This is a genomic window from Bradyrhizobium sp. S3.12.5, from assembly GCF_040548225.1.
In the GTDB taxonomy this organism is placed as follows: Bacteria; Pseudomonadota; Alphaproteobacteria; order Rhizobiales; family Xanthobacteraceae; genus Bradyrhizobium; species Bradyrhizobium cytisi.
Window position 1 is genome coordinate 400,001 of sequence record NZ_JBEPRF010000001.1, and the last position, 25,622, is coordinate 425,622.

General features: G+C 62.8%; 25 protein-coding genes. 18 read left to right on the forward strand and 7 right to left on the reverse strand.

Going from position 1 to position 25,622, the window contains the following annotated elements:
* Positions 1-2: 2 nt before the first annotated feature.
* Positions 3-401 (reverse strand): GFA family protein, encoded by a 399-nt coding sequence (locus ABIC09_RS01875; RefSeq protein ID WP_354108216.1) that lies wholly within the window; start codon positions 399-401, stop codon positions 3-5.
* 263 nt (positions 402-664) lie between these two features.
* Here ABIC09_RS01875 and ABIC09_RS01880 point away from each other — a divergent pair, with 263 nt between their 5' ends.
* On the forward strand, positions 665-1,255 hold the full coding sequence (locus tag ABIC09_RS01880; RefSeq protein ID WP_148751722.1) for a hypothetical protein: 591 nt from the start codon (positions 665-667) through the stop codon (positions 1,253-1,255).
* A gap of 349 nt (positions 1,256-1,604) precedes the next feature.
* Here ABIC09_RS01880 and ABIC09_RS01885 read toward each other — a convergent pair whose 3' ends face one another.
* The 3 genes from ABIC09_RS01885 to ABIC09_RS01895 all read right to left on the reverse strand — a co-directional run bounded on the left by ABIC09_RS01885 (position 1,605) and on the right by ABIC09_RS01895 (position 4,794).
* Complete coding sequence (locus tag ABIC09_RS01885; protein WP_354108217.1) at positions 1,605-2,912, reverse strand: NAD(P)H-dependent oxidoreductase; 1,308 nt, start codon at positions 2,910-2,912, stop codon at positions 1,605-1,607.
* A 156-nt stretch (positions 2,913-3,068) separates the two neighbouring features.
* Complete coding sequence (locus tag ABIC09_RS01890) at positions 3,069-3,869, reverse strand: phytanoyl-CoA dioxygenase family protein (protein ID WP_354108218.1); 801 nt, start codon at positions 3,867-3,869, stop codon at positions 3,069-3,071.
* A gap of 106 nt (positions 3,870-3,975) precedes the next feature.
* Positions 3,976-4,794, reverse strand: coding sequence for an alpha/beta fold hydrolase (locus ABIC09_RS01895; RefSeq protein ID WP_354082550.1), 819 nt, complete (start codon positions 4,792-4,794; stop codon positions 3,976-3,978).
* A gap of 138 nt (positions 4,795-4,932) precedes the next feature.
* On the opposite strand from ABIC09_RS01895, the gene ABIC09_RS01900 reads away from it, so the two are divergent.
* On the forward strand, positions 4,933-5,475 hold the full coding sequence (locus ABIC09_RS01900; protein WP_354082549.1) for a methylated-DNA--[protein]-cysteine S-methyltransferase: 543 nt from the start codon (positions 4,933-4,935) through the stop codon (positions 5,473-5,475).
* A 178-nt stretch (positions 5,476-5,653) separates the two neighbouring features.
* Here ABIC09_RS01900 and ABIC09_RS01905 read toward each other — a convergent pair whose 3' ends face one another.
* Positions 5,654-6,826 carry an acetyl-CoA C-acetyltransferase gene (locus ABIC09_RS01905; protein ID WP_354108219.1) on the reverse strand — a complete coding sequence of 391 codons (1,173 nt, stop codon included), beginning with the start codon at positions 6,824-6,826 and terminating at the stop codon, positions 5,654-5,656.
* A gap of 222 nt (positions 6,827-7,048) precedes the next feature.
* On the opposite strand from ABIC09_RS01905, the gene ABIC09_RS01910 reads away from it, so the two are divergent.
* The 7 genes from ABIC09_RS01910 to ABIC09_RS01940 all read left to right on the forward strand — a co-directional run bounded on the left by ABIC09_RS01910 (position 7,049) and on the right by ABIC09_RS01940 (position 15,118).
* Positions 7,049-7,645 (forward strand): TetR family transcriptional regulator, encoded by a 597-nt coding sequence (locus ABIC09_RS01910; protein ID WP_246229909.1) that lies wholly within the window; start codon positions 7,049-7,051, stop codon positions 7,643-7,645.
* A 55-nt stretch (positions 7,646-7,700) separates the two neighbouring features.
* On the forward strand, positions 7,701-8,459 hold the full coding sequence (locus ABIC09_RS01915) for an SDR family NAD(P)-dependent oxidoreductase (protein WP_212327383.1): 759 nt from the start codon (positions 7,701-7,703) through the stop codon (positions 8,457-8,459).
* Between the two features lie 274 nt (positions 8,460-8,733).
* Positions 8,734-10,605: an AMP-binding protein gene (locus ABIC09_RS01920; RefSeq protein WP_354108220.1), complete on the forward strand. Its 1,872-nt coding sequence runs from the start codon at positions 8,734-8,736 to the stop codon at positions 10,603-10,605.
* Between the two features lie 28 nt (positions 10,606-10,633).
* A complete protein-coding gene (locus ABIC09_RS01925) occupies positions 10,634-11,761 on the forward strand; it encodes an acyl-CoA dehydrogenase family protein (RefSeq protein WP_354108221.1) in 1,128 nt (375 codons plus the stop codon).
* Between the two features lie 15 nt (positions 11,762-11,776).
* Positions 11,777-13,024 (forward strand): acyl-CoA dehydrogenase, encoded by a 1,248-nt coding sequence (locus tag ABIC09_RS01930; RefSeq protein ID WP_354108222.1) that lies wholly within the window; start codon positions 11,777-11,779, stop codon positions 13,022-13,024.
* Positions 13,025-13,033: 9 nt separating this feature from the next.
* Complete coding sequence (locus tag ABIC09_RS01935; RefSeq protein WP_354108223.1) at positions 13,034-14,278, forward strand: acyl-CoA dehydrogenase; 1,245 nt, start codon at positions 13,034-13,036, stop codon at positions 14,276-14,278.
* Positions 14,279-14,416: 138 nt separating this feature from the next.
* Positions 14,417-15,118 carry a nitroreductase gene (locus ABIC09_RS01940; protein WP_354108224.1) on the forward strand — a complete coding sequence of 234 codons (702 nt, stop codon included), beginning with the start codon at positions 14,417-14,419 and terminating at the stop codon, positions 15,116-15,118.
* Positions 15,119-15,206: 88 nt separating this feature from the next.
* On the opposite strand, the gene ABIC09_RS01945 is transcribed toward ABIC09_RS01940, so the two are convergent.
* Both ABIC09_RS01945 and ABIC09_RS01950 read right to left on the reverse strand, forming a co-directional pair.
* A complete protein-coding gene (locus ABIC09_RS01945) occupies positions 15,207-15,755 on the reverse strand; it encodes a sigma-70 family RNA polymerase sigma factor (RefSeq protein WP_128954138.1) in 549 nt (182 codons plus the stop codon).
* A complete protein-coding gene (locus tag ABIC09_RS01950) occupies positions 15,755-15,988 on the reverse strand; it encodes a NepR family anti-sigma factor (RefSeq protein WP_187434895.1) in 234 nt (77 codons plus the stop codon). Before ABIC09_RS01950 ends, ABIC09_RS01945 begins: the two co-directional genes overlap by 1 nt.
* A 222-nt stretch (positions 15,989-16,210) precedes the next feature.
* On the opposite strand from ABIC09_RS01950, the gene ABIC09_RS01955 reads away from it, so the two are divergent.
* The 9 genes from ABIC09_RS01955 (at position 16,211) to ABIC09_RS01995 (ending at position 25,593) form a co-directional block, all read left to right on the forward strand.
* The gene (locus ABIC09_RS01955; RefSeq protein WP_187434896.1) at positions 16,211-17,017 is read left to right on the forward strand and encodes a response regulator; all 807 of its coding nucleotides are present in this window, start codon (positions 16,211-16,213) and stop codon (positions 17,015-17,017) included.
* 145 nt (positions 17,018-17,162) lie between these two features.
* Complete coding sequence (locus ABIC09_RS01960; RefSeq protein WP_148751739.1) at positions 17,163-17,777, forward strand: nuclear transport factor 2 family protein; 615 nt, start codon at positions 17,163-17,165, stop codon at positions 17,775-17,777.
* A gap of 340 nt (positions 17,778-18,117) precedes the next feature.
* Positions 18,118-18,438: a helix-turn-helix domain-containing protein gene (locus tag ABIC09_RS01965; protein ID WP_354082540.1), complete on the forward strand. Its 321-nt coding sequence runs from the start codon at positions 18,118-18,120 to the stop codon at positions 18,436-18,438.
* Complete coding sequence (hyfB, locus tag ABIC09_RS01970) at positions 18,438-20,453, forward strand: hydrogenase 4 subunit B (RefSeq protein WP_148751740.1); 2,016 nt, start codon at positions 18,438-18,440, stop codon at positions 20,451-20,453. The genes ABIC09_RS01965 and hyfB overlap by 1 nt, the downstream gene beginning before the upstream one ends.
* Entirely contained in the window at positions 20,444-21,400 is a 957-nt protein-coding gene (locus ABIC09_RS01975; protein WP_354108225.1) for a respiratory chain complex I subunit 1 family protein, read from the forward strand. Before hyfB ends, ABIC09_RS01975 begins: the two co-directional genes overlap by 10 nt.
* A gap of 5 nt (positions 21,401-21,405) precedes the next feature.
* Positions 21,406-22,068, forward strand: coding sequence for a hydrogenase-4 component E (locus ABIC09_RS01980; protein WP_187434909.1), 663 nt, complete (start codon positions 21,406-21,408; stop codon positions 22,066-22,068).
* The gene (locus ABIC09_RS01985; protein ID WP_148751743.1) at positions 22,065-23,516 is read left to right on the forward strand and encodes a hydrogenase 4 subunit F; all 1,452 of its coding nucleotides are present in this window, start codon (positions 22,065-22,067) and stop codon (positions 23,514-23,516) included. Before ABIC09_RS01980 ends, ABIC09_RS01985 begins: the two co-directional genes overlap by 4 nt.
* An 18-nt stretch (positions 23,517-23,534) precedes the next feature.
* A complete protein-coding gene (locus ABIC09_RS01990) occupies positions 23,535-25,046 on the forward strand; it encodes a hydrogenase large subunit (protein WP_354082536.1) in 1,512 nt (503 codons plus the stop codon).
* Positions 25,047-25,059: 13 nt separating this feature from the next.
* Positions 25,060-25,593 carry an NADH-quinone oxidoreductase subunit B family protein gene (locus ABIC09_RS01995; protein ID WP_148751745.1) on the forward strand — a complete coding sequence of 178 codons (534 nt, stop codon included), beginning with the start codon at positions 25,060-25,062 and terminating at the stop codon, positions 25,591-25,593.
* Positions 25,594-25,622 lie beyond the last annotated feature (29 nt).

Genomic DNA, 25,622 nt, shown 5'->3' on the forward strand with positions numbered 1-25,622 from the left:
CGTTAGCCGATTACCCGAGGCCCGGGCCATTGGCTCCGCGCGTTCGGATCCACCACGGACATCCCGATTCCCTCGGTAGCGCGCACCGAAACCGAAGTCGGATCAAAATCCTCCAGGCAGAACACGTTGACTCCAAAATGATCCGGGGCCGCGCGTTTGCGGTGAAACGTGTAGATGCCGCAGCGTGAGCAGAAAAAATGCTTCGCGCGGCGCGTATTCCATTCGTAGACCGACAGCAGATCCTCGCCCGAGAGCACGGTGAGCGCACTCTCATGCACCTTCGTCATCAGCGCGTTCTTCTGCCTGCACAACGAGCAATCGCAGGTCGTGAGCTCGGTGATATCCGACACGAGCCTGAACGTCACCGCGCCGCAATGGCAGGCGCCTTGATAGGCCGGCATGCTTTTCTCTCTTCTCGATGCGCTCGAGCATGATCCGGGACGAGCTGTCCGCACAACAGTCCAATTGCACGCAGAACAATGTTTGGTGATCGCTGGCGGCTCCACAGGGTTGTGATCATTCAGCCATGATCGCCCGCTAGCAGGGACACGCTGAGTTCATGTGGAGTTCATTTCGAGTTCCCTAGCTTCCGACCGTCTACACCCTCGACGGCCAAATCCCTTCCGCCATCAAAACCAGCCATCCCCCTCAGGAGGAGACTTCCATGCCAGCATTGCTTCGTCCCGCCCTCACTGCGTTCGGCGTCGCGTGCCTTCTGTCCGCAGCCACGCTCGCCTCCTCCGGCGCCGCGTTCGCGCAGGCCAAGCAGCAGCCCGCACCGGCGCAACAGGCCGCGCCCGAGCAAGCTCCCACGCTCAAGCAGATGGCGCTGACCGACAAGCAGCTCGACGGTGTGCTCGCCGCGCAGAAGGACATGGACGCGATCACGGCAAAGCTGCCGGAGAACACCGCGCCCGACGCGAAGGTGATCGCCCAGCTCGACGGCGTCGCCAAGAAGCACGGCTTCGCCAGCTATGACGACTACAACAACGTCGTCGACAACATCAGCCTGGTGCTCGGCGGCTTCGATCCCGCCAGCAAGAAATATGTCGGCGCCGAAGCCGTCATCAAGTCGCAGATCGCGCAGGTCGAGGGCGACAAGAAGATGCCGGCCAAGGACAAGAAGGAAGCGCTCGATGAGCTCAACCAGGCCCTGAAGACCCCGGCGCCCGCAATCGAGAACAAGGCCAACATCGATCTCGTCGGCAAGTATTACGACAAGCTGGTGGCGGCGCTAGGGGACGATCAGAACTGAGACCGTAGCTCTCGTGTCCCGGACGCGCTGCAACGCGTAGCGTTGCCGCGCAGAGCCGGGATCCAGTGAGCCACGGATTCGAAGCAACATAGGCCCCGGCTCTGCAGCGCATCGTCGAAGGGACGCTGCGCTGCGTTCGGGGCACGTCGGCGCTGTAGGGTGGGCAAAGGCGCAACGCGCCGTGCCCACCATCCCTCGGCGGATCGCGATAGACATTGGTGGGCACGCTGCGCTTTGCCCACCCTACAAGACCTGACAACCAAAAAGCCCTGGAAACACCTCCGGGGCTTTCGTCATTTCCGCCATTTCTCGCTGATCAGCGCCTCGCAATGACAGAGTGCATGACTGCTTATCTCGCGAACGCCGCTTCCATCGCCTTCCTTGTCTTGATCGTCTCGTTGTTGGCGTCGAACTCCACGTCGCTCCAGCGCACGATCTCGCCATGGGCGACGTCCTGCTTCAGCTTGAGCCGATGCGCCAGCCCGATCGGCAGAGCGCCCGCCTTCAGGCTCGAGGCCGCCGGCACCAGCTTGCCCCACACGGTGTAGCCGCCTTCGCCGTCCAGCATCTCGCCGGCGCGCAAGTTTCGCTTGGCCACGGACGCAACATCGCCGCGGAAGCCGTGCGGCTGGCCGGTCGGCTCGCCCCGCAGCGCGGCCGACAGCACCGAGATGTTCAGCTCGAGCCCGATCAGATGATAGGGCTTGTACATCGCAGCGAAGCGTCCGCTGCCGTCGGTCTTCAGGCCGTATTGCTTGAAACAGTCGGCGGCGTAGTCGTTCGGCGCCTCCAGCACGACATAGACGCCCCAGCGCAGATCGCGAAACACCGGCCTTCCGTCGCGCTCGATCGAGGAAACGACCTCGACCACGCCGGAGCGCTCCAGCACGCCGCCGCGCGACCGAGGCCGCATGATGTGCGGGAGATCATCGACGCCGCAGGGTGGAAACAACAGTCCTTCCGCCGGCACGTCGAGACCGCAGGCGTTCGCGATCGCGGCCATCTCGATCGCCGACTTGGTGCCGTCGAGGAAGGAGTTGAACATCTGCGGATTCATGCCGGCCAACTGCGCTTCGCCGGCGGTGAGGCCATAATGCTGCCAGACGCCGTCCGGCGTCACGTCGTGATAGGCCGGCAGATATTTTGTCCCTTTGCCGGCGGCGACGACGCGAAAGCCGGTGGCGCGGGCCCAGTCCACCATCTCCGCCGTCAACGCCGGCTGGTCGCCATAGGCGAGCGAATAGACGACGTCTGCTTTCCGCGCCTCTTCGGCGAGCAGCGGACCGGCGAGCACGTCGGCCTCGACATTCACCATCACGATATGCTTGCCGGCCGCAATCGCGGCGCGCGCATGCTTGATGCCGACGGCCGGATTTCCGGTCGCCTCCACCACCACATCCATCGCGCCGCCAGCGATGGCGCGTGCGCCGTCATCGGTGAAGACGGTGGCCGAAATCCGCTCGGCGCTCCAGCCGACGGTGCGGCAGGCCTCGCGCGCGCGCTCGCGGTCGATGTCGACAATGATGGGCACGTCCAGGCCCGGCGTGTGCGGTACCTGTGCCAGAAACATCGAGCCGAATTTGCCGGCGCCGATCAGCGCGACACGGACAGGCTTGCCGGCGGATGCGCGGGCCTGGAGGAGGCGGAAGAGGTTCATGGGGGATTCCGATTATGATCGTGTCCCGGACGCGGTGCGGCGCGAAGTGCCGCTCCGCAGAGCCGGGACCCAGAGAAAAACTATCCGCGTGGCGTGGGCCCCGGCTCAGCAGCGCATCGTCGAAGAGACGCTGCGCTGCGTCCGGGGCACGATACCTTACTCCGCCGCCTGCCGTGGCGCACGGGCCAGCCGCAGAAGCGCGTCGTCGTCCACCTTCCTGATCGGCGCAAAATCGCGGTGCGCGATGTAGTCCGGCCGCGTCGGGGTGCGGATATAGTTCGAGACCGCGTTCAGCGTCAGGTACACGATCTTGCGCGGGTAGGGCGTGATGTTGCCGGCCGAGCCGTGCACGAGATTGCCGTGGAACATCAGCATGCCGCCTCCCTTGCCGGTCGGCGCGACGATGCCGCCCTGCTTGACCAGCCGCGTCACCGTGTCCTCGTCCAGCGTCCACAGTGGATACGACGTGGTGGCGAGGTCATGCGAGGCCTTGAGATCGCCGGCGTTCTGGCTCTGCGGCACCAGCATCAGAGGTCCGTTGATCGGCATCACCTCGTCGAGGAAGATCGCGATGTTCATCGCGCGCGGCTCCGGCATGCCGTCGTCGCGCTTCCAGGTGCCGTAATCCTGGTGCCATTGCCAGACGTCGCCGGTAAAGGCCGATTTCGCGTTGATCTTGAACTGGTGCATGTAGACAGGCTCTCCGAACACCTGCTCCACGGGATCGATCATGCGCGGATGCGCCCCCAGAATGCCGAACGCCTCATTGTAGAGATGCGCGGCAAAGGCCGTGCGCGGCGCGCCGCTCTTCTCGCGCCAGACCTCTGGCCGGTCGGCGTCGTAAATGCCAACCGCCTCGCGCGCGAGCAAATCGACCTCCTCCTGGCTGAACAATTCGGGCAGGAACAGCCAGCCCTCGCGCTGGAAGAACTCCAATTGCGCCTCGGACAGTTTCATGGGTCGTCCTCCTGTTTTGTTTTGTTTTTGATATCACCAAGTCTTTGATTTTATTGGGGCGGTCTACTGTGCATGGGGTTGTTTTCGGCAAAAATAGTCTCGCCCGCTACTCCGCCAGGAACCTGCGCACCGCCTCGGCGAATTCCACCGGCGCCTGCTCGAACATCGGGTGCGTCGCGTTCGGAATGATCGCCGTCCTGGAATAGGGCACATGTGCGGCGAGCGCATGCAGCACCTTTGGCAGCAGGCCCCTGGTTCGCGCGCCCAGGACGAACAGCGTCGGCATCTGAATCGCCTCCGCATCCGCCTTCGAGAACGGCGGGCGATTGTCGCGGACCTGGCCGATCAAGGTATAGGCGTTGTCGCGCAAATTCTGCTTCACCATCGCCGGCAGCCGTGACCAGGTGCCGGGTCCTTCGAGCGTGTCGACGAAGACGGCGAGGCCACCATCGACATCGCCGGCCGCGATCTTCTCGGCCGAGGCCGTGAACCGCGCCAGCAGCGGCGACGGGCCGCCGACATACTCGGGATCGAGGCTCGCATCGAGCTCGCCGCCGGGTTCGGCGAGGACGAGCCGCCGCAGCAGATCCGGCCTCGCTTGCGCGACACGGAAGCAGATGTGGCCGCCGCGGGAATGTCCCATCAAATCGACCGGGCCGAGATCGAGCTTCTCGATAAAGGCGATGACGTCGCTGACGTGCTGGGCAATCGAATAGGTGTCGCCGATGCCGTCCCATTGGGCCGGGAAGAAGTGCCGCAGGCTGACAGCGACCATCCGGTGCCGCCGCGTCAGCGGCCCGAGCACGCAGCCCCAGATGCGGAAGTCGGACAGCGAGCCGTGCACGCAGACCAGCGGCGGGCCGCCTCTGTCCTCGCCCACGTCGAGATAGGGCATATCGTATCCGTTGACGTGGAGGCTTTGCATTCTTGGCTCGCAGAACGGGGCGGAACTCCTGTGCAAGATTCCCGGAAATCGGGTGGATCGCAACTATTTCCAAGCCTAGATTTAGGCTGAGATCACGATGGGGGCATGCGACAAGGACGCGAGCTCAGGAACCAAGCCATGACCGACCAGCATTTTGCACTGTTCGACACCAGGATCGGCCTCTGCGCCATCGCCTGGGGCCCGCGCGGCATCAACGGCACGCAACTGCCGATGGGCGGCGAGGAGAAGATCCGCACCCGCATCAGCCAGCGCCACGCCGACGCCAGCGAGGCCGAGCCGACCCCTGAAGTGCAGCAGGCGATCGACCGCATCGTCAAGCTGCTCGCGGGTGAGCCGGATGACCTCACAGACATCCCGCTCGATCTCGACGGCGTGCCCGACTTCAACCGCGGCGTCTACGAGATCGCCCGCGCGATCCCGCCCGGCAAGACCATCACCTATGGCGACATCGCCAAGCAGCTGGGCGGCGTCCAGCTGTCGCGCGACGTCGGCCAGGCGCTCGGGCACAACCCGTGTCCGATCGTCGTGCCCTGCCATCGCGTGCTGGCGGCCGGCAACAAGCCCGGCGGCTTCTCGGCAAATGGCGGCGTGGTGACCAAGCTGAAGATGCTCGAGATCGAAGGCGCGCTGGTGAACCACACGCCCAGCTTGTTTGATTGAGGCGCGCCGACTGGCAAGTTGGTGAAGCGGCATCCGCGCGACAAATATTGGCCGAAGACCGTGGCGAAGATTTAGCGCGCGAATGGCGAGTAGCGAAGGGCGAATAGGGAAGAAGGGGAAACTGCTCTTCGCCCAATCACAATTCGCTACTCGCCACTCACTATTCGCTTTTGTTTTCTTACAGCCGCTCCACAATCGTCACATTCGCCATGCCGCCGCCTTCGCACATGGTCTGCAGGCCGTAGCGCTTGCCGCGCTGATGCAGGGCGTGGACCAGCGTCGTCATCAGCTTGGTGCCGGAGCCGCCGAGCGGATGGCCGAGCGCGATCGCGCCGCCATTGACGTTGAGGCGTGCCGGATCGGCGCCGGTGGTCTTCAGCCAGCCGGTCGGCACCGAAGCGAAGGCCTCGTTGACCTCGAACAGGTCGATGTCGCCGACCTTCATGCCGGCCTTCTCCAATGCGCGCTTGGTGGCGTGCAGCGGCGCGTCGAGCATGATGACGGGATCGCCGCCAGTCATGGTCATGTGGTGGATGCGCGCCAGCGGCGTGGCGCCGAGCTGCCTGAGGCCGCGCTCGTTCACGACCATCACGCCGGAGGCGCCGTCGCAGATCTGGCTGGCGCTCGCCGCGGTGAGCTTGCCGTTCTCGGCGATCAGCTTGACGCCCTTGATGCCTTCGAGCGTGGCGTCGAAGCGGATGCCTTCGTCGATGTGATGGGTGTCCTTGCTGCCGTCGGCACGGGTGATCTCGAGCGGCACGATCTCCTTCTTGAAGTAACCGGCTTGTGTCGCCGCGATCGCGCGCTGATGGCTGTTGTAGGAATATTCGTCGAGATCGTCCTTCGACAGGCCGTATTTCTCGGCCATCATCTCCGCGCCGGTGAACTGGCTGAACACGATGTTCGGATATTTGTGCTCGATGCCCGGGCTCTTGTAATTGCCAAAGCCGTTCTTGGCCGGGAGCTGCGACGACAGGCCCATCGGCACGCGCGTCATGGATTCCACACCGGCCGCGATCACCACGTCCATCGTGCCCGACATCACGGCTTGCGCCGCGAAATGCAGCGCCTGCTGCGAGGAGCCGCACTGGCGGTCGATCGAGGTACCCGGCACGCTCTCCGGCAGCTTCGAGGCCATGATCGCGTTGCGCGCGACGTTGTTGGACTGCTCACCGACCTGCATCACGCAGCCCATGATCACGTCCTCGACCAGCGCAGGATCGACCTTGGTGCGATCGACCAGCTCGTCGAGCACCTTTGCGGCGAGATCGGCCGGATGCCAGCCGGCGAGGCGGCCCCCCTTGCGCCCGCCCGCGGTACGCGCAGCGGCGACGATATAAGCCTCGGCCATTTCGGTCTCTCCCATGATTGTTCTGAATTGGTTTGGGTTGTCGGGGGCGGATTTAATGGACGGCATATCGTTTAGTCAATCGATCAATTAACTCTTGTGGGGAGGCGCTGCTTGGGCTTATCTGCGGCCCGCTTCAAGCGCCGAGAACAAAGGATCTCCGTGACTACCAGCGTACCGAACAGGCTTCCGGGCGGAAAGAATTCTACGGCAGAGAAATTGCTCATGGCCGCAAGCGAGCTGATGATCGAACGCTCCTCGATCGAGATCTCGCTCTCCGACATCGCCCAGAAGTCCGGTGCCAATGCCGCGCTGGTCAAATATCATTTCGGCAACAAGGACGGCCTGCTGCTGGCGCTGCTCGCGCGCGACGCCGCGACAGAAATGTCCAATCTGGAATATCTGCTGGCGCAGCAGATCACCTCCACGGCGAAGCTGAAGCTGCATATCGGCGGCATCATCCGCGCCTATCACCGGTTTCCCTACATGAACCGGCTGATCCATTATCTCCTGCACGAGAGCGTTGCCGGCTCCGCGGACGAAGTTTCAAAATTCTTCGTCGCACCGCTGCTCGACTTTCATCGCCGCCTGCTCGCTGAGGGCGTCAGCCGCGGCGAGTTCCGCGCCACCGATCCGGTGCTGTTCTACACCAGCCTGATCGGCGCCTGCGACCACCTGTTCTTCGGCCGGCACGCGATGTCTCGCGCGACCGGCGTCGGCCCGGTCACCGACGACGTCTGCCGGCAATATATCAAGCACATGGAAACGCTGATCTGCGGCGGCATCCTCACGCAAGCCGAGGAAGCTGCCGCGGTCGGATAATCCGGCCATCACTCTCAAGTCTAGAGAAGAAACGCCCAAGGAAAGGTAGCCTGTCATGGAATTGAAAGACGTAGCCGTTCTCATCACCGGTGGTGGTTCGGGTCTTGGTGAAGCGACCGCGCGCGCCATGGCTGCCAAGGGCGCCAAGATCGGCGTGATCGACCAGAACAAGGATAACGCCGAGAAGGTCGCCGCCGAAGTGAAGGGCGTCGCGCTCCATGCCGACGTCACCAGCGAGGAGCAGATCAAGGCGGCGATAGCGAAGGCGGAAGCCGCGCACGGCGTTGCCCGCGTGCTGATGAACTGCGCCGGCATCGGCGGCTCGCAGCGCATCGTCGGCCGCGACGGCGTCTATCCCTTGGAGAAGTTCGCACGCATCATCAACGTCAACCTGATCGGCACGTTCAACTGCCTGCGCCTGTTCGCCGAGCGCCTCGTCACGATCGAGCCGATCGGTGAAGAGCGCGGCGTCATCATCAACACGGCGTCTGTCGCTGCCTATGAAGGCCAGATCGGTCAGATTGCTTATTCGGCCTCGAAGGGCGGCGTTGTCGGCCTCACCCTGCCGGCCGCGCGCGACCTCGCCAGCCAAAAGATACGCGTCAACACCATCGCGCCCGGCCTGTTCTTCACGCCGTTGCTGATGGGCCTGAACGAGGAAGCCCGCAAGAGCCTGGGGGCCCAGGTGCCGCATCCCTCGCGCCTTGGCGATGCCAAGGAATACGGTGCGCTCGCCGTGCACATGGTCGAGAACCCGATGCTCAACGGCGAGACCATCCGTCTCGATGGCGCGATCCGCATGGCGCCGCGGTAGGGCTGCTCTTCCTTCTCCCCTTGAGGGAGAAGGTGGCGCGAAGCGCCGGATGAGGGGTATGTGTCCGTGGAGGCAGACCCCGCACCCAAGCGAGTTCTCGGTCAGCGACCTAGCAAGAATTTTGGTGCTGGCCTCGACCTTAAGGCCACGATGGCGCGCCGCTCCGAGGAATTTTCGGAAGGCATCAGGGCCTTCCTTGAGAAGCGAAAGCCTGTCTATATCAAGCACTGAACAACGAAGATCCGCAAAGGACAATAATTCCGGGAGACGCAAAATGAGTGGAAGCGCGGCGGCGGTGATGACGAAACCCGCCTTTCGCAAGGTGGAGTGGCTCGCGCGCGACATCGATGTCGAACGCCGCGCTGACGGCACAGTGGTGCTCAAGTCGCGCATTCCCTTGCAGGCTTACGAGAAGCATCTTCCGGCCTCGCTCGCGAAGTGGGCGAAGCAAGCGCCGCAGCGCATCTGGCTGGCGCAACGCGGCGGTCCCAATCGCGAGTGGCGCAAGGTGTCGTATAGCGAAGCCAAGCGCACCGTCGATGCGCTGACGCAGGCGCTGCTGAATCTCAAGCTCGAGGGACGCTCTGTCACGATCCTCTCCGGCAATTCGATCGAGCACGCGCTGATGACGCAGGCCGCGATGCAGGCGCGCGTCCCGGCGGCTCCAGTGTCGCCGGCCTATTCGTTAATGAGCCATGATCATGTCAAGCTGAAATACCTGTTCGACCTGATCAAGCCGGCCGTGGTGATGGTGCAGGACGGCCCGACCTTCGAGAAGGCGCTGAAAGCGCTCGATCTCACCGGCGTCACCGTCGTTCACGTCGTGCGGCCCTGCGATGGCGTCAAGAGCGTCAGCTTTGCCGAGCTTGCAGTCACGCCGGTGACGCCTGATGTCGACGCATCGATCGCGAAGATCACGCCCGATACCGTCGGCAAGCTACTGTTCACGTCGGGCTCGACCGGCATGCCCAAGGCCGTCATCAACACGCAAGAGATGATGTGCGCCAATGCAGCGATGATGATGCAGGTGCGGCCGCGCAGGCCGGGCGGTCCGCTCGCCACGGTGCTGGACTGGATGCCCTGGAATCACACGATGGGCGGCAATGCCGCATTCCACCCGGTGCTGGTCGAGGGCGGCACGCTCTATATCGACGACGGCCGGCCGATGCCGGGGCAGTTGGAAGAGACTATCAAGAACCTGCGCGAGATCTCGCCGACCTATTACGCAAACGTGCCGGCCGGCTACGCGGCGCTCGCTGCTGCGATGGAGAAGGACGATGCGCTGTGCCATTCGTTTTTCAAGAACCTGTCGATCATGGCCTATGGCGGCGCGAGGCTGCCCGACGATCTCTACGACCGCATGCAGGCTCTCGCGGTAAAGACCACCGGCGAGCGCGTCGTGTTCTATACCGGCTGGGGCTCGACCGAGACTGCGCCGACCTCGACCGGCACCTATTGGGACACCGAGCGCGTCGGTCTGATCGGCCTGCCGTTCCCCGGCGTCGAGCTGAAGATGGTGCCGTGCGGCTCGAAATACGAGCTGCGCCTGCGCGGCGTCAATGTCACGCCCGGCTACTTTGGTCAGCCTGATCTCACAAAGAAGATGTTCGACGAGGAGGGGTTCTACTGCATCGGCGATGCCGGTATTTTCGTCGACGATGCCGATCCGGTGAAGGGCATCATCTTTGCCGGGCGCGTGGTCGAGGACTTCAAGCTCACCACCGGCACTTTCGTGCATGTCGGCTCGCTCCGCACCGATGCGATCGCCGCGGCGACGCCCGTCGTGCATGACGCGCTGGTCGCGGGACAGGACCGTGCCTTTATCGGGCTCCTCGCCTGGCCGAACCTGCATGCGTGCCGCCAGCTCGTCGGCAATGCCGATCTCAGCTTCGAGGATGCTGTAAAGCATCCCGAGGTGATTGTCTGCTTCAGGCGTGGGTTAGAGGCCCACAACGAGGAGTGCGAAGGCGCCAGCAGCCGCATCATCGCGCGCGCGACGCTGATGGCCGAGCCGCCCTCGATCGACGGAAATGAGCTCACCGACAAGGGCTACATCAACCAGCGCGCCGGCCTGGAACGCCGCGCTGCGCTAGTCGATCGGCTCTATGCGGACAAGCCTGACCAGGACATCATCATTCTCAAGTAATCGACATCATTCAACACGGGTACGGGCCATGAACTTCGATTTCTCTGACGACCAGAAGCAGCTCCGCGACCAGGCGCGCAAATTCCTCGCTGAAAAATGCTCGCCCAAGGCGGTGCGCGTCGTGCTCGACGGCAAGGCGCCATACGACAAGGAGCTGTGGAAGGGCCTCGCCGAAATGGGCTTTCTCGGCGTCGCGATCCCCGAGGAGTTCGGCGGCGCGGGCGCCGGTCATCTCGAGCTCTGCGTGATCGCGGAGGAGATGGGCCGGGCCAATGCGCCGGTGCCGTTCTCTTCGACCGTGTATCTTGCCGCCGAAGCGCTGCTGATTGCCGGCAGCGACGCGCAAAAGAAGAGGTGGCTGCCTGCGATCGCCTCGGGCAAGGCGATCGGCACGCTGGCGCTGTTCGAGGGCAAGGGCAATCCGGCGCCGAAGAACGTCAAGCTGACCGCTGCGAATGGCGTGCTCAACGGCGTCAAGAAGCCGGTTGCGGATGGTGCGATCGCCGACTTCGCGGTGGTCGCTGCGCGGACGGGCTCCAGCGGTCGCGACGGCGACATTTCGCTGTTCCTGGTCGATCTTGGGGACGGCGGCGTCGAGGTGAAAGGCCTCACCAATCTCGATCCGACCCGCGGGCAGGCCGAGATCAATTTCAAGGACTGCAAGGCGGAGCCGCTCGGTGCTGCCGGCGAAGGCTGGAGCATCCTCACTCAGATTCTCGATCGTGCCGCGGTGCTGTGCGCCTTCGAGCAGGTCGGTGGCTCCGACCGCGCGCTTGAGATGGGCCGCGACTACGCACTCGACCGTATCGCTTTCGGCCGCCAGATCGGCTCGTTCCAGGCTGTGAAGCACATGCTGGCCGACATGTATGTCTCGGCGACGCTGGCGCGCTCCAATAGCTATTATGGTGCCTGGGCACTCTCGACCAACGCGGCCGAGCTGCCGGAAGCCGCCGCCGCCGCGCGCATCAGCGCGACGCAGGCGTTCCAGCACTGCGCCAAGAACAACATCCAGGTTCACGGCGGCATGGGTTTCACCTGGGAGTTCGACTGCCACATGTACTACCGCCGCGCCAACGCGATGGCACTTGGGCTCGGCAGCCTGTCCTATTGGGAAGATCAGTTGATCGATCGCATGCGCAAGAAGAACGCGGCGTAAGCGAAGGACAACGCCATGAACTTCGACGACACCGCGCAGGAAGCCGAATTCCGAGCCACTGCCCGCGCCTGGATCGGCGCGAACGCGCCCAAGCAATATGAGGACGAGCTGCGCAAATCCTCGCTCGGCCGCACCCAGCTCAAGAACGCCAATATCCTTGAAGTGGCAAAAGCCTGGCAGAAGAAGAAAGCCGACGCCGGCTGGGCGTGCCTGCACTGGCCGAAGGACTATGGCGGTCGCGGCGCCTCGCCGATCGAGCGTGTGATCTGGCAGCAGGAAGAAGGGCCGTTCGGCAAGCTCTCCGGCATGTTCATCATCGGCCACGGCATGTGCGGGCCGACCATGATGGCGTTCGCGCGCGAGGAGCATAAGCGCAACTATCTGCCGCCGCTCGCCTCCGGCGAAAAGGTCTGGTGCCAGCTATTCTCCGAGCCCGCCGGCGGCTCGGACGTCGCAGGCTTGCGCACGCGCGCGGAAAAGGACGGCGACGACTGGCTCATCAACGGCCAGAAGATCTGGACCTCGGGTGCGCATTATTCAGATTACGGCATCCTGCTCACCCGCACTGATCCTACCGTGCCCAAGCACAAGGGCCTCACCATGTTCTTCCTGGACATGAAGAGCCCCGGCGTCGAAGTGCGGCCAATCAAGCAGGCGAGCGGCGCCTCCGACTTCAACGAGGTCTATTTCACCGATGTTCGCATCCCCGACCATCAGCGCCTCGGCGAGGTCGGCGACGGCTGGAACGTCTCGCTGACGACGCTGATGAACGAGCGCATGTCGATCGGTGCGGGCGTGTCGACCGGCTTCCCGGAGCTGTTCGAGTATTGCTCGAGCCTGATGCTTGATGACGGCCCTGCGATCGAGGACCGCGCGGTGCGCTCGAAGCTCGCCAACTGGGCGGTGAAGGCGAGCGGCCTGCGCTACACCAGCATGCGGGCGATCTCGGCGCTGTCGAAGGGCGAGCGGCCGGGTCCGGAAAATTCCATCGGCAAGCTGGTCGCGGGCTCGATGATCCAGGACGTCGCGGCCTACGCATTGGATCTGCAGGGCGCGAGCGGTGTCGTCAGCGGTCCGGAAGATGCCGAAGTCGCCGGCCGTTTTCAGGCGATGCTGCTGCGTGCGTCGGGGACGCGCGTGGAAGGCGGCACTGACGAGATCATGCGCAACATCATCGCCGAGCGGGTCTTGGGTCTGCCCGGCGATATCCGTGTCGACAAGGACGTGCCATTCAACAAGATCCCGACCAAGGGAAGAGGTTAGAGGTCCGCCATGAATTTCGACGACACGCCGCAGGAAGCCGCATTCCGCGAGACCGCGCGCAAATGGGTCGCCGCCAACGCGCCGAGGGAGTTCGAGCAGGAGCTGTCAAAATCCTCGCTCGGCCGCATCAGGCTTGCGAAGCATGACATGGTCGAGGTCGGTAAGGCCTGGCAGAAGAAGAAGGCAGAGGGCGGCTGGGCCTGCCTGCACTGGCCGAAGGAATATGGCGGCCGCGGCGCCACGCCGATCGAGCGCGTGATCTGGCAGCAGGAGGAGGGCGTCTACGGCAAGCTGACGCAGCCGTTCCAGATCGGCGAGGGCATGTGCGGCCCAACCGTGATGGCCTGGGGCAGCGAAGATGCCAAGCGCCGTTATCTGCCGAAGCTCGCCGCGGGCGAGGAGATCTGGTGTCAGCTGTTCTCCGAGCCATCGGCCGGCTCCGACGTTGCGGGTCTGCGCACGCGCGCGGAGAAGAACGGCGACAATTGGGTGGTCAACGGCCAGAAGATCTGGACCTCGGGCGCACATTATTCCGACTTCGGTCTGTTGATCGTGCGCACCGATCCGAACGTGCCCAAGCACAAGGGCCTCACCATGTTCTTCCTGGACATGAAGAGCCCCGGCGTCGAGGTGCGGCCGATCAAGCAGGCCAACGGCATGCAGGAGTTCAACGAGGTCTATTTCACCGACGTCGTGATTCCCGACAGCCAGCGGCTCGGCGCCGTCGGCGAGGGCTGGAGCGTGTCGCTGACCACGCTGATGAACGAGCGCATGTCGATCGGCTCGCGCCTTGCGACCGGCGTGCCTGAATTGTTCGAGTTCTGCTCCAATTTGATGCTGGAGGATGGCCTTGCCATCGACGATCCCGCCGTGCGCTCGAAGCTTGCGAGCTGGGCGGTGAAATCGAGCGGGCTGAAATACACCAGCTACCGCGCGATCTCGTCGCTGTCCAAGGGCGAGCGGCCGGGCCCGGAGAATTCCATCGGCAAGCTGGTGTCTGGCATGATGCTTCAGGACATCGCGACCTACGCGATGGACCTCCAGGGCGCGGCCGGTGTTCTCACGGGCGTGGACGAGGAAACGGCGCAGGGGCAATTCCAGCAGATGCTGCTGTCCTCGCCCTCGATGCGCATCGCCGGCGGCACCGACGAGATTTTGCGCAACATCATCGCGGAGCGCGTGCTGGGCCTGCCCGGCGACATCCGCGTCGACAAGGATGTGCCGTATAACAAGATCCCGACCAAGGGTAGATAAGAGATCTTGTGTCCCGGACGCGGTGCGGCGCGAAGTGCCGCTCCGCAGAGCCGGGACCCAGGAGCCACAATGGGCCCCAGCTCTGCGCCGCATCACTTCGTGCTGCGTCGCGTCCGGGGCACGAAAGCGAGCTAGGCAATGGACGCTAAAGCAAATCAGACCCAAGACCGCATCGGCGTGCTAGAAGGGCTCCTCAACGAGCGCTACTCCGTCCGCGCTTTCCTGCCGAAAGATGTCGACCGCGCCACCATCGAGCATGTGCTGACCACGGCACAGCGGACCGCATCCTGGTGCAACAGCCAGCCCTGGCAGGTCATCATCGCCAGCGGCGAGGCCAAGGAGCGCTTCCGCCAGCTGATCTACAAGGAGGCATCGGGCGGCCTCGGCGACGATTATGATTTCACGCCGCCGCGTGAATATGTCGGCGTCTATCTCGAACGCCGCCGCGAGAGCGGATTCCAGCTCTACAACACGCTGGGCATCCCCCGCGGCGACAAGATGGGCTACGCCAGGCAGGCGCTGGAGAATTACAATTTCTTCGGCGCACCGCATGTCGCGATCATTCACACCAGCGAGCCGCTCGGCATCTACGGTGCGATCGATTGCGGGGCCTACGTGTCGAATTTCATGCTCGCGGCCCAGGCGCTCGGGCTCGGCACGATTCCGCAGGCAGCACTTGCGCGCCATTCCGGCCTGATCCGTCGTCACTTCAACCTGTCCGACGACCGCCGTGTCGTCTGCGGCATCTCGTTCGGCTATGCCGACCACGCGCACCAGGTCAACAGCTACCGCACCACGCGCGCAACCGTCGTCGACACAGTGACGTTCGTCGAGAAGTGACTGAGCGGAAATAAACTGCCCACACGCACGTAAAGGCGATCGCGCAAACAGCCGCCTTCACAGCTGTCGCCTTCAGTCGATTGACGCGCTATCCGCCGCTGCCGCCGATTACGGCGCGCACGGTCTCGTCGGGCCCGAAGTCCTCGGCGCCGTCGACATAGAGCAGCGCGGCGAGCTTCGAGCGCGCGCGGTTGACGCGGCTCTTGATGGTGCCGACCGCACAGCCGCAGATCGAGGCCGCATCCTCATAGGAGAAGCCAGAGGCGCCGACCAGGATGAGCGCTTCGCGCTGGTCCTGCGGAAGCTTCTCGAGCGCGGTGCGAAACTCCTCGAACTCGAGATGTGCGTTCTGCGAGGGCTGCGTCTTCAGCGTCTTCGCATAGTTGCCCTCGGCATCCTCGACCTCGCGCCGCCGCTTGCGATAGTCGGAGCGGAATAGGTTGCGCAGGATCGTGAACAGCCACGCCGGCAGGTTGGAGCCGGGCTGGAATGAGTCGATGTTGGCGAGTGCGCGCAACAGCGTCTCCTGAACCAAATCGTCGGCGCGGTCCGCATTGCCGCTGAGCGAGATCGCGAACGCGCGAAGGCTCGGCACGGCCGCGAGGATGTCGTCACGCAGGGAGTTCGTGAGAGGCATTAATCCCTCCCATTGTTGTCGTTGGAGCCCCCAGCCCCATTCTCGTTCTGGGATCCACCTCCCGGCGCATCAAGCCTCTTGATGAGCTCCGCGAACCGGTCCGGAACCCCCTGCCGCACGACGTCGTCGTACATGGCGCGCAGTTGGTGCCCGATCCGGGATTGGATCTCCGGAGTGAGGCCTCCCTTGCCGGGGGTCGTGCTTTTGCTGGCTTGAGACTTGAGATCTTTCATGACCTGTTCCACGTTTCCCCGAGTTAAGTGACTGCAAAATCGAGAAGTTTTCTCAACCGGGAGCCGTTCCCTGGATGAGTTCAATTCGAGCTTCGACAAAAAGTTCCCAGGCCCATGGGAACTTTTCTTATCCTGAAGCGTAATTAGCCCCAGTAGGGGAACCCGGGTCTCCCCCTTGTAGTTCCTGATTTTTGAGGCTGGCCCGAAATGAATGGAGTGGGGATGTCCCGTTCGCAGCTTGTTGCTGAGCACTTGCCGTTGTTGCGCCGGTATGCACGCGCCCTGACGGGCAGCCAGGCCTCCGGTGACGCCTATGTCGCAGCCATGTTGGAAGCCATGCTGGGGGATCCGTCGGTGCTCGACGAGAGCCATGGGCCGCGCGCCGGCCTGTTCCGGCTGTTCACCCAGATCTGGAATTCCGTCTCGGTCAATGACGACGCCGAGGTGGCGACACTGCCGATGCCGCCGGAGCGGCGGCTGTCCAATATCACGCCGCTGCCGCGGCAGGCCTTCCTGCTGCTTTCGCTCGAAGGATTTTCGGAAGAGGAAGTCGCCTATATTCTCGCGACCGATGTCGCCGAGACGCGGCGGCTGGCCGATGCCGCCGGCCGCGAGATGGCGGCCGAGATCGCGACAGACGTCCTGATCATCGAGGACGAGACCTTCATCGCCATGGACCTCGAGAGCCTGGTGAAGAATCTCGGTCACAATGTCGTTGGCGTCGCGCGCACCCATGCCGATGCGGTGGCGCTGGCCAAGAACAAGCGGCCGGGCCTCATCCTCGCCGACATCCAGCTCGCCGACGGCTCGTCGGGTCTGGATGCCGTCAACGAACTGCTCCGCACCTTCGAGGTGCCGGTGGTGTTCATCACCGCCTATCCGGAGCGCTTCCTCACCGGCGAGCGTCCGGAGCCGGCTTTCCTGATCTCAAAGCCGTTCCAGCCCGCGATGGTGTCGGCGGTGGCAAGCCAGGCGCTGTTCTTCCAGCGCAACTCGCGCAACCGCACGCCGAAGGCGCCGGCGGCGTAATAGGCGCTGCGGCGAGCTATCTGACGATGATGATTCGATCCGGCGTGCTGCAAGGCACGCCGGATCTTCCGTGCCTGCTCGGGCTGCTTGACGCGCGTCGTGTTCACCGCTCATACCTCGCATTGCCCTCATCGGAGACGTGCCCATGGACCAGCAGCTCCTCGACCGCCTCGCCATCCGCGACCTCGTCGAGAACTGGGCGGTGTGGCGCGACGCCGGTGACTGGGAGCGCTTTGCCACGGTCTGGCACGAAGAAGGCTGGATGTCCGCCACCTGGTTTCAGGGGCCGGCGCGGGATTTTATGCGCGTCAGCCAGGAGGGCTTTGCCAAGGGCGTGCGCATCCTGCATTTCCTCGGCGGCACCAGCATCGACCTCGCCGGCGAGCGGGCCATTGCGCAAACCAAGATGACCATCTCACAGCGGGCCCTGGTGCACGACGTGCTCTGCGACGTCGTCTGCACCGGCCGCTTCTACGATTTCGTGGAGAAGCGGCATGACCAATCAGGTATTGGCAAATGGGGCATCGTGCGCCGCCAGCCGATCTACGAGAAGGACCGGATTGATCCGGTCGATCCCGCCGCAACACTTCAACTCGACCAAAAGGCGCTCGCCGCGCTGCCTGAGGGCTACCGCCACCTCGCCTACATGCAGGAGCTGATCGGCTACAAGGTCAAGCGCGACATGCCGGGCCTGACCGGCCCCGAGGTCGAGAAGCTCTATGGCGAGGGGCGGGACTGGCTTGCGGGGCTCGGCCGATAGTGTCGGGCACTCCAGCCAAGACTTGCCTGCCTTCTTGCAGAATGCTTCGCGACCGAAACACCGTCGCGTAGGTCTGCATCGCGCGTTGCATCTCGAGCCTAAGCGCGGGTGTCGGCGTCCCGCCCTTGGCATTACGCAGGCTGTCGAACCGGGCCAACGCCGCGCCCTTCACGAATTTCCACCGTCATTGCGCGCGACGCATTGGATGCCGACAATTCCCGGAGGCGTTTGCGCTTAGATTAGATGTTTTAAATATCACTTCTTGACAATATAACATGATTAATTACGATGCAGGGATGATGCATAGTATTCGATCGAACCCGGATAGTAGTGCAATCCGATGATTACAGCGGCTCAATTGCGAGCGGCGAGGGTGCTCCTCGGCATCGATCAGCGCCGGCTCGCAGAAATGTCCGGGCTTTCGGTGCCAACCATCCAACGTATGGAGGCCAGTGAGAAAATGGTTCGGGGCAATGTCGATTCGCTGGTGAAGCTGATCGCGGCTCTCGACGCCGCCGGCATTGAGTTGATAGACGAAGGGGCGGTCAGTAGCGCCGAGGGACGCGGGGTGCGCCTGAAAGTCAATTCTGGATCGGCAAAAATCTATTTGAGCAATCGGATAGAAAACAAAGCACCAAGCGGAATGAAGGCGCGCAGGTAATGTCGGCTGTCGTCTTGCAAATGCTCTGTGTCGCCGGAATGCTTGGATCGGCAGTCCTGGCGATTGTTCTCAGCCGCTCAACGATCGCCACGGCCATCATCTATAGCGCGACGTTAGCCGCGTCTGCGATTGCGTTGATTGGATCCATTCACTGGTTGCTGGGCGATACGACGAACGCCACCGATCTGACCCTCCCAATCGGATTGCCGTGGCTTGGCGCCCATTTCCGGCTCGACGGGCTGGCTTCGTTTTTTCTTGTTGTCGTCAATCTCGGAGGGACATCGGCAAGCCTTTATGGTCTCGGTTACGGCCATCATGAGGAGGCTCCGCAGCGCGTGTTGCCCTTCTTCCCCGCCTTTCTAGCAGGAATGAATCTTGTGGTGCTGGCGGGCGACGCGTTTTCCTATCTGCTTTGTTGGGAATTCATGTCGCTCGCGTCCTGGGCGCTCGTCATGGCGCACCATCGTGAACCGGGCAACGCGAAAGCCGGTTACGTCTACCTCGTCATGGCGAGCTTCGGCACGCTCGCATTGCTGCTGGCCTTCGGCCTTTTGGCGGGACCGGCCGGAGACTACGAATTTGCCGCCATTCGCGCGGCTCAACATACGCCCTACGTGGCCACGTTGGTGTTGATCCTGATGCTGCTCGGAGCCGGTTCAAAGGCCGGCCTGGTGCCGCTGCACGTCTGGCTACCGCTCGCTCATCCGGCAGCGCCCAGCCACGTTTCGGCGCTGATGAGCGGTGTCATGACCAAGGTCGCGATCTACGGCTTTATTCGCGTGGTATTCGATCTGCTGGGACAGCCGAGCTGGTGGGCGAGTGTGATCGTGCTTTCTCTTGGCGGCATCACCGCCGTAATGGGCATCTTGTATGCGATGATGGAAAAGGACCTCAAGCGCCTGCTCGCTTACAGCACGATCGAAAATATCGGCGTCATCTTCGCAAGCCTCGGCCTTGCATTGGCCTTCCAGGCCAACGGCCTGAAACTGCTGGCCGCGCTCGCGTTCGCTGCTGCCTTGTTTCACGTTCTCAATCACTCCTTCTTCAAGAGTCTGCTTTTCTTCGGCGCCGGTGCCGTCCTGATCGCGACCGGCGAGCGGGACATGGACAAGCTGGGTGGTCTCATTCACCGCATGCCGTTCACAAGCTTCGCCGTTCTCGTCGGCTGTGTCTCGATATCGGCGCTTCCACCCTTCAACGGCTTCGTCTCGGAATGGCTCATGTTCCAGGCCGTGCTGCAGAGCCCGGAGTTGCCGCAATGGGCGCTGAAGATCACCGTGCCTGCGGTCGGTGCTCTATTGGCCCTGGCTGCTGCGTTAGCCGCGGCGTGTTTCGTCAAGGCATACGGCGTGACCTTTCTTGGGCGACCACGTAGCGTGGCGGCGGAAACCGCGGAGGAAGTCGACCACTACTCGCTTTCGGCAATGTTCATCCTCGCCGCGCTTTGCTTGCTGGCCGGAATTTTGCCGGGGCTGGTGATCGACGCGCTTTCGCCGATCACGCTACAGATCCTCGGTGGCCGCATGCCGATCCAGATCAACGAGCCCTGGCTTTCGATCGTGCCGATTGCGGAGAGTCGCAGTTCATACAATGGATTGCTTGTTATGGTGTTCATCGCGATATCCGCCTCGTTCGCCGTTGTCTTTATTCATCGCTTTGCCTCTCATGCGTTAAGGCGGGGTCCGGCCTGGGGCTGTGGGTTTTCCGATCCGACACCCGCGGCCCAATATTCGGGCGGAAGCTTCGCTCAGCCCATTCGCCGCGTTTTCGGTACGCTCGTGTTCCACGCCCGCGATCATGTCGAGATGCCGGCCCCCGGGGATATCAGGCCAGCGCGCCTGCGAATCGAATCGCACGATCTGATCTGGGAGGGAATGTATGAGCCGATAGCGGGCGTCGTTGGCTTCGCTGCCGATAAACTCAATCGCCTGCAGTTCCTGACCATCCGGCGGTATCTCAGCCTGGTTTTTGCGACCCTCGTCACACTCCTTCTGGTCCTCGCAATATGGTCGTGATGCCGGACATTCTTGTGCAAGGCGTGCAGATGCTTCTGGTGCTGCTGCTGGCGCCGCTGCTGACCGGCTTTGTGCGCAAGATGAAGGCCCGCCTGGCGCGTCGCCAGGGAGCGTCGGTCTTTCAACCGTATCTGGATCTCCTGCGATTGCTCCGCAAGGAAGTGGTGCTGGCGGACAACGCCTCCTGGCTGTTCCGCGTAACACCCTATGTGACCTTCGCCGCGATCTGGGTTGCCGCAGCCCTGGTGCCGACGTTCGCCACCGGCCTTCTCTTCAACTGGACGGCGGACCTGATTGCCATCGTGGCGCTGCTCGGAAGCGCGCGCTTCTTTCTGGCACTGGCCGGCATGGACGTCGGCACCAGTTTTGGCGGCATCGGCGCCAGCCGCGAAGTCATGATCGCTGCACTGGCGGAGCCGGCGATGCTGCTGGTTGTATTTTGTGTTGCCCTGGTTGCCGGCTCGACCCAACTTTCGACGGTCGCAAATTTCATGGCCTCGTCGTATGTCGGCTTGCGGGTATCGCTGGGAATGGCGGTGATCGCGCTCATCATGGTGGCCCTGGCGGAGAACGCGCGAATTCCGGTCGACAATCCTGCGACGCACCTGGAGCTCACCATGGTGCACGAAGCGATGGTTCTCGAATATTCGGGCCGTCATCTCGCGATGATCGAGTTCGGCGCCTTTCTCAAGCTATTGCTCTATATCTCGCTGATCGCATGCGTGTTCCTGCCTTGGAAGATAGCAGTCTTCGGTACCGGTCCATTGTCCTATGCCATCGGCGCCGTCGCCTACCTCGTCAAGCTCGCGGCTGCGGGCTTTTTCCTCGCACTGTTCGAGACCGCCACGGCGAAAATGCGGGTCTTTCGCGTTCCGCAATTTCTCGGTGCGGCTCTCATGCTGGGCCTGCTCGGCACCCTTCTCCTGTTCGTGTCAAAGAGCTTCTGATGCAGATGCACAGCCTCTCCTTCGACGTTTCGCACACACTGGCTGGCGGACTCGTCCTGATCAGCTTCATGATGCTGTACCAGGATAGGCTCTATTCGCTGCTCAACGTCTTTGCGCTTCATGCCCTTGTGCTCGCGCTTTCCGTCGCTTGGCAGGCCTTCGTCCAGGACGCACCTCATCTTTACATCACGGCAACAATCGCCCTCGTCTTCAAAGCGATCATCATTCCGGTGGCGCTGCATCGCATCGTCAAGCAGCTGGGGATCCATCGCGACATCGAATCGGCAGTGGGGATCGGCCCGACCATGCTGGCCGGGATGGCACTAGTTGCCCTCTCAATGGTGCTGATGCTGCGGGTGACCGCGGAGGCCGATCCATTGGCGCGCGAGGATCTCGCTTTTGCCTTGTCGGTCGTGCTGCTCGGACTTCTGGTCATGGTGACCCGTCGCAACGCCGTCAGCCAGGTCGTCGGATTCATGTCGCTCGAGAATGGGCTGGTGCTGGCGGCAACCGGCGCCAAGGGCATGCCGCTGGTGGTCGAGATCAGCGTCGCCTTCTCGATCCTGATCGCCTTCATCGTCATCGGCATCTTCCTGTTCCGGATCCGCGAACGTTTCGATTCCGTCGATGTCTCCGCGCTCGACGACTACCGGGGCGAACGGCGATGAACGTACTTTCCTTCGATCCGGTGGCGGCTGTCCTGATAATTCCGATCGGCTCGGCAGCGTTGCTGGCCATACTGCCGGGTTATCGGCTGACGGCGCGGTTGAACGTCGTGGCGAGCTTGGCGACATTTCTTTCATCCCTCTCGTTGTTCGTCATCGCACGTCCACCGCCGGGGCCGTACGTGCTCGTCGACGATCTCAACATCGTCTTCATCGTGCTCAACACCTTCGTGGGGTTTACGACCAGCATCTTCAGCGCCAGCTACATCGCGCATGAACTGGAGACTGGTCGGTTGACACCGGTTTATCTGCGTTTCTACCACGCCATGTATCAGACCATGATGTTCGGCATGAACCTGGCTTTCGTGTCGAACAATATCGGCCTGATGTGGGTCGCGGTGGAAATTGCGACGCTCACCACAGTGTTGATGGTCGGCATCTATCGAAGCCACGCCGCTTTGGAAGCGGCATGGAAATATTTCATTCTGGGGAGCGTCGGAATAGCGTTCGCCCTGTTCGGCACGATCTTGGTCTACATGGCGGCGCGGCCGGTTGTGGGCGAGGGCCAGGACGGCATGATCTGGACCCTGTTGATCCGACATGCCGCGAATTTCGATCCCGCGCTTCTCAACGTCGCTTTCATATTCCTGCTGCTCGGCTACGGCACCAAGGTCGGTTTGGCGCCGCTGCACGCATGGCTGCCCGACGCCCACGCCGAAGGTCCGACGCCGATATCGGCGGTACTGTCGGGGCTGCTGCTGAATGTCGCGCTCTACGCACTATTGCGCTTCAAGATATTGCTGGCCGCCAATCCGGCAGCGATCGCTCCTGGCCCCCTTATGGTGACGATGGGCCTGGTTTCGCTCGTCTTCGCAGCTTTCATGCTCTACCGTCGACGCGACATCAAACGGCTGTTCGCCTATTCGTCGATCGAGCACATGGGCATCATCGTGTTCGCGTTCGGCATGGGCGGCCCGCTCGCCAATTTCGCGGGACTGTTGCACATGGTGATGCACAGTCTGACCAAGTCCGCGATCTTCTACGCGGTCGGACATATATCGCAGATCAAGGGCACGCAGCGAATCTCCGGGATCCGGGGCTTGACCGTGACCCATCCGGCGCTCGGCTGGTGCCTGGTGACGGGCGTCGTCGCGATCGCCGGCGTGCCGCCGCTCGGCATCTTCATGAGCGAATTTCTGGTCGTAAGCTCGACCTTCGCACGCCAGCCCCTGCTCGCGATCGTACTGGTATTCGGGCTGTTGTTGGCCTTCGGCGCTTTGACGTTGCGTCTGACAAGCGTCGCATTTGGCGAGCCTCGCGGCAGCACGAAGTCAGCCGAGGCTTCCTATGTGCCGATGTTTGCCCATCTCTCGCTGGTTCTGATTGCGGGAATCTATCTTCCAGCGCCGCTCGTTACCTGGTTCCAGCACGTGGCTCGCCTTCTTGGATAGTTTGGAGATCAACGGGATATGCCATCGCTGATCGATCTATTGCTGGAGGGCCGCCCGGTCCAACAACACAGCCCGTGGCCGCGAGCTGTAGTCGATGCTTCCGTTTGGACGTTTGCGGCAAGTGAGCTGGCACACGGACGCTGGAGCCTGCTCGGCCTTTGGGGGGAACCCTCAACGGTGCACATGGCGATTATGGATGGACATACGGCAGAAGTTGCCACTGTCAGCCTGGATTGCCCCGACCGCGCTTATCCTTCAGTCGGCAAACACCACCCGCCAGCGCTTCGATTGGAGCGCACCATCAACGATCTGTTCGGATTGTCAGCGGAAGGCTTGCCCGATACTCGTCCGTGGCTTGATCACGACCGTTGGGCCGTTCGCTTCCCCTTGGGAAACCGCATCAACGCATTTTCGAAGGCGCCGCCCTATCATTTCCTGCCGGTGGAGGGCGACGGCCTGCATCAGGTCGCGGTCGGTCCGGTGCATGCGGGAATTATCGAACCGGGGCATTTTCGGTTTACGGCCAGCGGTGAGACCGTGGCCCGGCTGGAACAGCGGCTGGGATATACCCATAAGGGTATCGAGGGTCTCATGGCTGGAGCCAATCTCGAACGGGCTGTTCAGCTCGCCGGACGCGTGTCAGGCGACAGCACAGTCGCCTACGCCTTTGCGTTTTCGCGAGCGGCCGAAGCAGCCTTGCAGCTTGTCGTGCCCGATCGTGCAGTTTGGCTGCGTGCGCTGCTCGCGGAACTCGAGCGGCTCGCCAATCATCTCGGCGACATCGGTGCAATCTGCAACGACGCGTCCTTCGCGCTGATGCACGCTCTTTGCAGCGTGTTGCGAGAGAGCATTCTGCGCGCATCCCATATCGCATTCGGTCATCGGCTGATGCGGGATATTATCGTGCCCGGTGGCGTGACCCGCGACCTTAACGATGAAGGGAGGGAAGCCATCCAGGCGGCGCTGGATAACATCCGCCAGCGGTTTCCTGCTTTGGTCGAGCTCTACGACAATACGGCATCGCTGCAAGATCGCACGGTCGATACGGGCGTGCTTAAGCCCGCATTTGCCAAGCAGTATGCCGCTGGAGGCTACATAGGCCGCGCATCCGGTCGGTCCTTCGACGCGCGACGCACACTTAAGTATCCACCGTATGACGCGCTGCGCTTCGAAGTCCCGGTCCTGAACGAGGGGGATGTCAACGCACGCGTCTGGATCCGCGTGCGCGAGGTCGAACAGAGCCTTCTGCTGATCGACCAAATATTGGACCGGCTTCCCGATGGCCCGCCGGGAACGCATGCGGGGCACCGGCGGGAGGTGCGGGAAGGCATGGCGATCGTCGAGGGATTTCGCGGCGACGTCCTGGTTTGGCTCCGCTTGCGGGATGGCCGGGTCGAACGATGCCATCTGCGCGACCCGTCGTGGTTTCAATGGCCGCTTCTAGAGGCCGCGATCGAGGGCAACATCATCGCCGACTTTCCGCTCTGCAACAAATCCTTCAATTGCTCCTATTCGGGCCACGATCTCTGAGGAACGGCACCAGATGCGCAAGCTGCTTTTTGAGAGCCTGTTTCGCCGGCCGTTCACCGAGCAAGCACCGTCACCGGACGACGCCGCAGTGACCGAGCTCGCCACGGCCGTCGGTCGCGCGGCACGACGGCGTCTCGGCCGAAGCCTCTCGATACGCGAGGTCGATGCTGGATCTTGCAACGGATGCGAACTTGAAATCCACGCGTTGAACAATGCCTACTACGACGTCGAGCGCTTCGGCCTCCGGTTCGTAGCGTCGCCGCGTCATGCCGATGTATTGATGGTAACCGGGCCGGTGACGAAGAACATGCGCGAGGCGTTGGAGCGCACCTATCATGCGACCCCCAACCCGAAATGGGTCGTCGCCGTGGGAGATTGCGCTCGGGATGGCGGCTGCTTCGCCGGCAGCTATGCGGTGGTAGGAGGGGTCTCGCAGGTAGTTCCCGTTGATCTTCATATTCCCGGCTGTCCTCCGCCGCCCAACATGATCTTGCAGGGACTTCTCGCCCTGCTCGATCGGACGGCCGATCACGCCAATTCCATTTGAAGTTCGGTGGGAGGGCTATTCCAGGCCGG

Bases quoted from the DNA above. Each gene is read 5' to 3' on its own strand.
- ABIC09_RS01875 (WP_354108216.1), bottom strand. From the start codon at position 401: ATGCCGGCCTATCAAGGCGCCTGCCATTGCGGCGCGGTGACGTTCAGG.
- ABIC09_RS01880 (WP_148751722.1), top strand. From the start codon at position 665: ATGCCAGCATTGCTTCGTCCCGCCCTCACTGCGTTCGGCGTCGCGTGC.
- ABIC09_RS01885 (WP_354108217.1), bottom strand. From the start codon at position 2,912: ATGAACCTCTTCCGCCTCCTCCAGGCCCGCGCATCCGCCGGCAAGCCT.
- ABIC09_RS01890 (WP_354108218.1), bottom strand. From the start codon at position 3,869: ATGAAACTGTCCGAGGCGCAATTGGAGTTCTTCCAGCGCGAGGGCTGG.
- ABIC09_RS01895 (WP_354082550.1), bottom strand. From the start codon at position 4,794: ATGCAAAGCCTCCACGTCAACGGATACGATATGCCCTATCTCGACGTG.
- ABIC09_RS01900 (WP_354082549.1), top strand. From the start codon at position 4,933: ATGACCGACCAGCATTTTGCACTGTTCGACACCAGGATCGGCCTCTGC.
- ABIC09_RS01905 (WP_354108219.1), bottom strand. From the start codon at position 6,826: ATGGCCGAGGCTTATATCGTCGCCGCTGCGCGTACCGCGGGCGGGCGC.
- ABIC09_RS01910 (WP_246229909.1), top strand. From the start codon at position 7,049: ATGGCCGCAAGCGAGCTGATGATCGAACGCTCCTCGATCGAGATCTCG.
- ABIC09_RS01915 (WP_212327383.1), top strand. From the start codon at position 7,701: ATGGAATTGAAAGACGTAGCCGTTCTCATCACCGGTGGTGGTTCGGGT.
- ABIC09_RS01920 (WP_354108220.1), top strand. From the start codon at position 8,734: ATGAGTGGAAGCGCGGCGGCGGTGATGACGAAACCCGCCTTTCGCAAG.
- ABIC09_RS01925 (WP_354108221.1), top strand. From the start codon at position 10,634: ATGAACTTCGATTTCTCTGACGACCAGAAGCAGCTCCGCGACCAGGCG.
- ABIC09_RS01930 (WP_354108222.1), top strand. From the start codon at position 11,777: ATGAACTTCGACGACACCGCGCAGGAAGCCGAATTCCGAGCCACTGCC.
- ABIC09_RS01935 (WP_354108223.1), top strand. From the start codon at position 13,034: ATGAATTTCGACGACACGCCGCAGGAAGCCGCATTCCGCGAGACCGCG.
- ABIC09_RS01940 (WP_354108224.1), top strand. From the start codon at position 14,417: ATGGACGCTAAAGCAAATCAGACCCAAGACCGCATCGGCGTGCTAGAA.
- ABIC09_RS01945 (WP_128954138.1), bottom strand. From the start codon at position 15,755: ATGCCTCTCACGAACTCCCTGCGTGACGACATCCTCGCGGCCGTGCCG.
- ABIC09_RS01950 (WP_187434895.1), bottom strand. From the start codon at position 15,988: ATGAAAGATCTCAAGTCTCAAGCCAGCAAAAGCACGACCCCCGGCAAG.
- ABIC09_RS01955 (WP_187434896.1), top strand. From the start codon at position 16,211: ATGTCCCGTTCGCAGCTTGTTGCTGAGCACTTGCCGTTGTTGCGCCGG.
- ABIC09_RS01960 (WP_148751739.1), top strand. From the start codon at position 17,163: ATGGACCAGCAGCTCCTCGACCGCCTCGCCATCCGCGACCTCGTCGAG.
- ABIC09_RS01965 (WP_354082540.1), top strand. From the start codon at position 18,118: ATGATTACAGCGGCTCAATTGCGAGCGGCGAGGGTGCTCCTCGGCATC.
- hyfB (WP_148751740.1), top strand. From the start codon at position 18,438: ATGTCGGCTGTCGTCTTGCAAATGCTCTGTGTCGCCGGAATGCTTGGA.
- ABIC09_RS01975 (WP_354108225.1), top strand. From the start codon at position 20,444: ATGGTCGTGATGCCGGACATTCTTGTGCAAGGCGTGCAGATGCTTCTG.
- ABIC09_RS01980 (WP_187434909.1), top strand. From the start codon at position 21,406: ATGCACAGCCTCTCCTTCGACGTTTCGCACACACTGGCTGGCGGACTC.
- ABIC09_RS01985 (WP_148751743.1), top strand. From the start codon at position 22,065: ATGAACGTACTTTCCTTCGATCCGGTGGCGGCTGTCCTGATAATTCCG.
- ABIC09_RS01990 (WP_354082536.1), top strand. From the start codon at position 23,535: ATGCCATCGCTGATCGATCTATTGCTGGAGGGCCGCCCGGTCCAACAA.
- ABIC09_RS01995 (WP_148751745.1), top strand. From the start codon at position 25,060: ATGCGCAAGCTGCTTTTTGAGAGCCTGTTTCGCCGGCCGTTCACCGAG.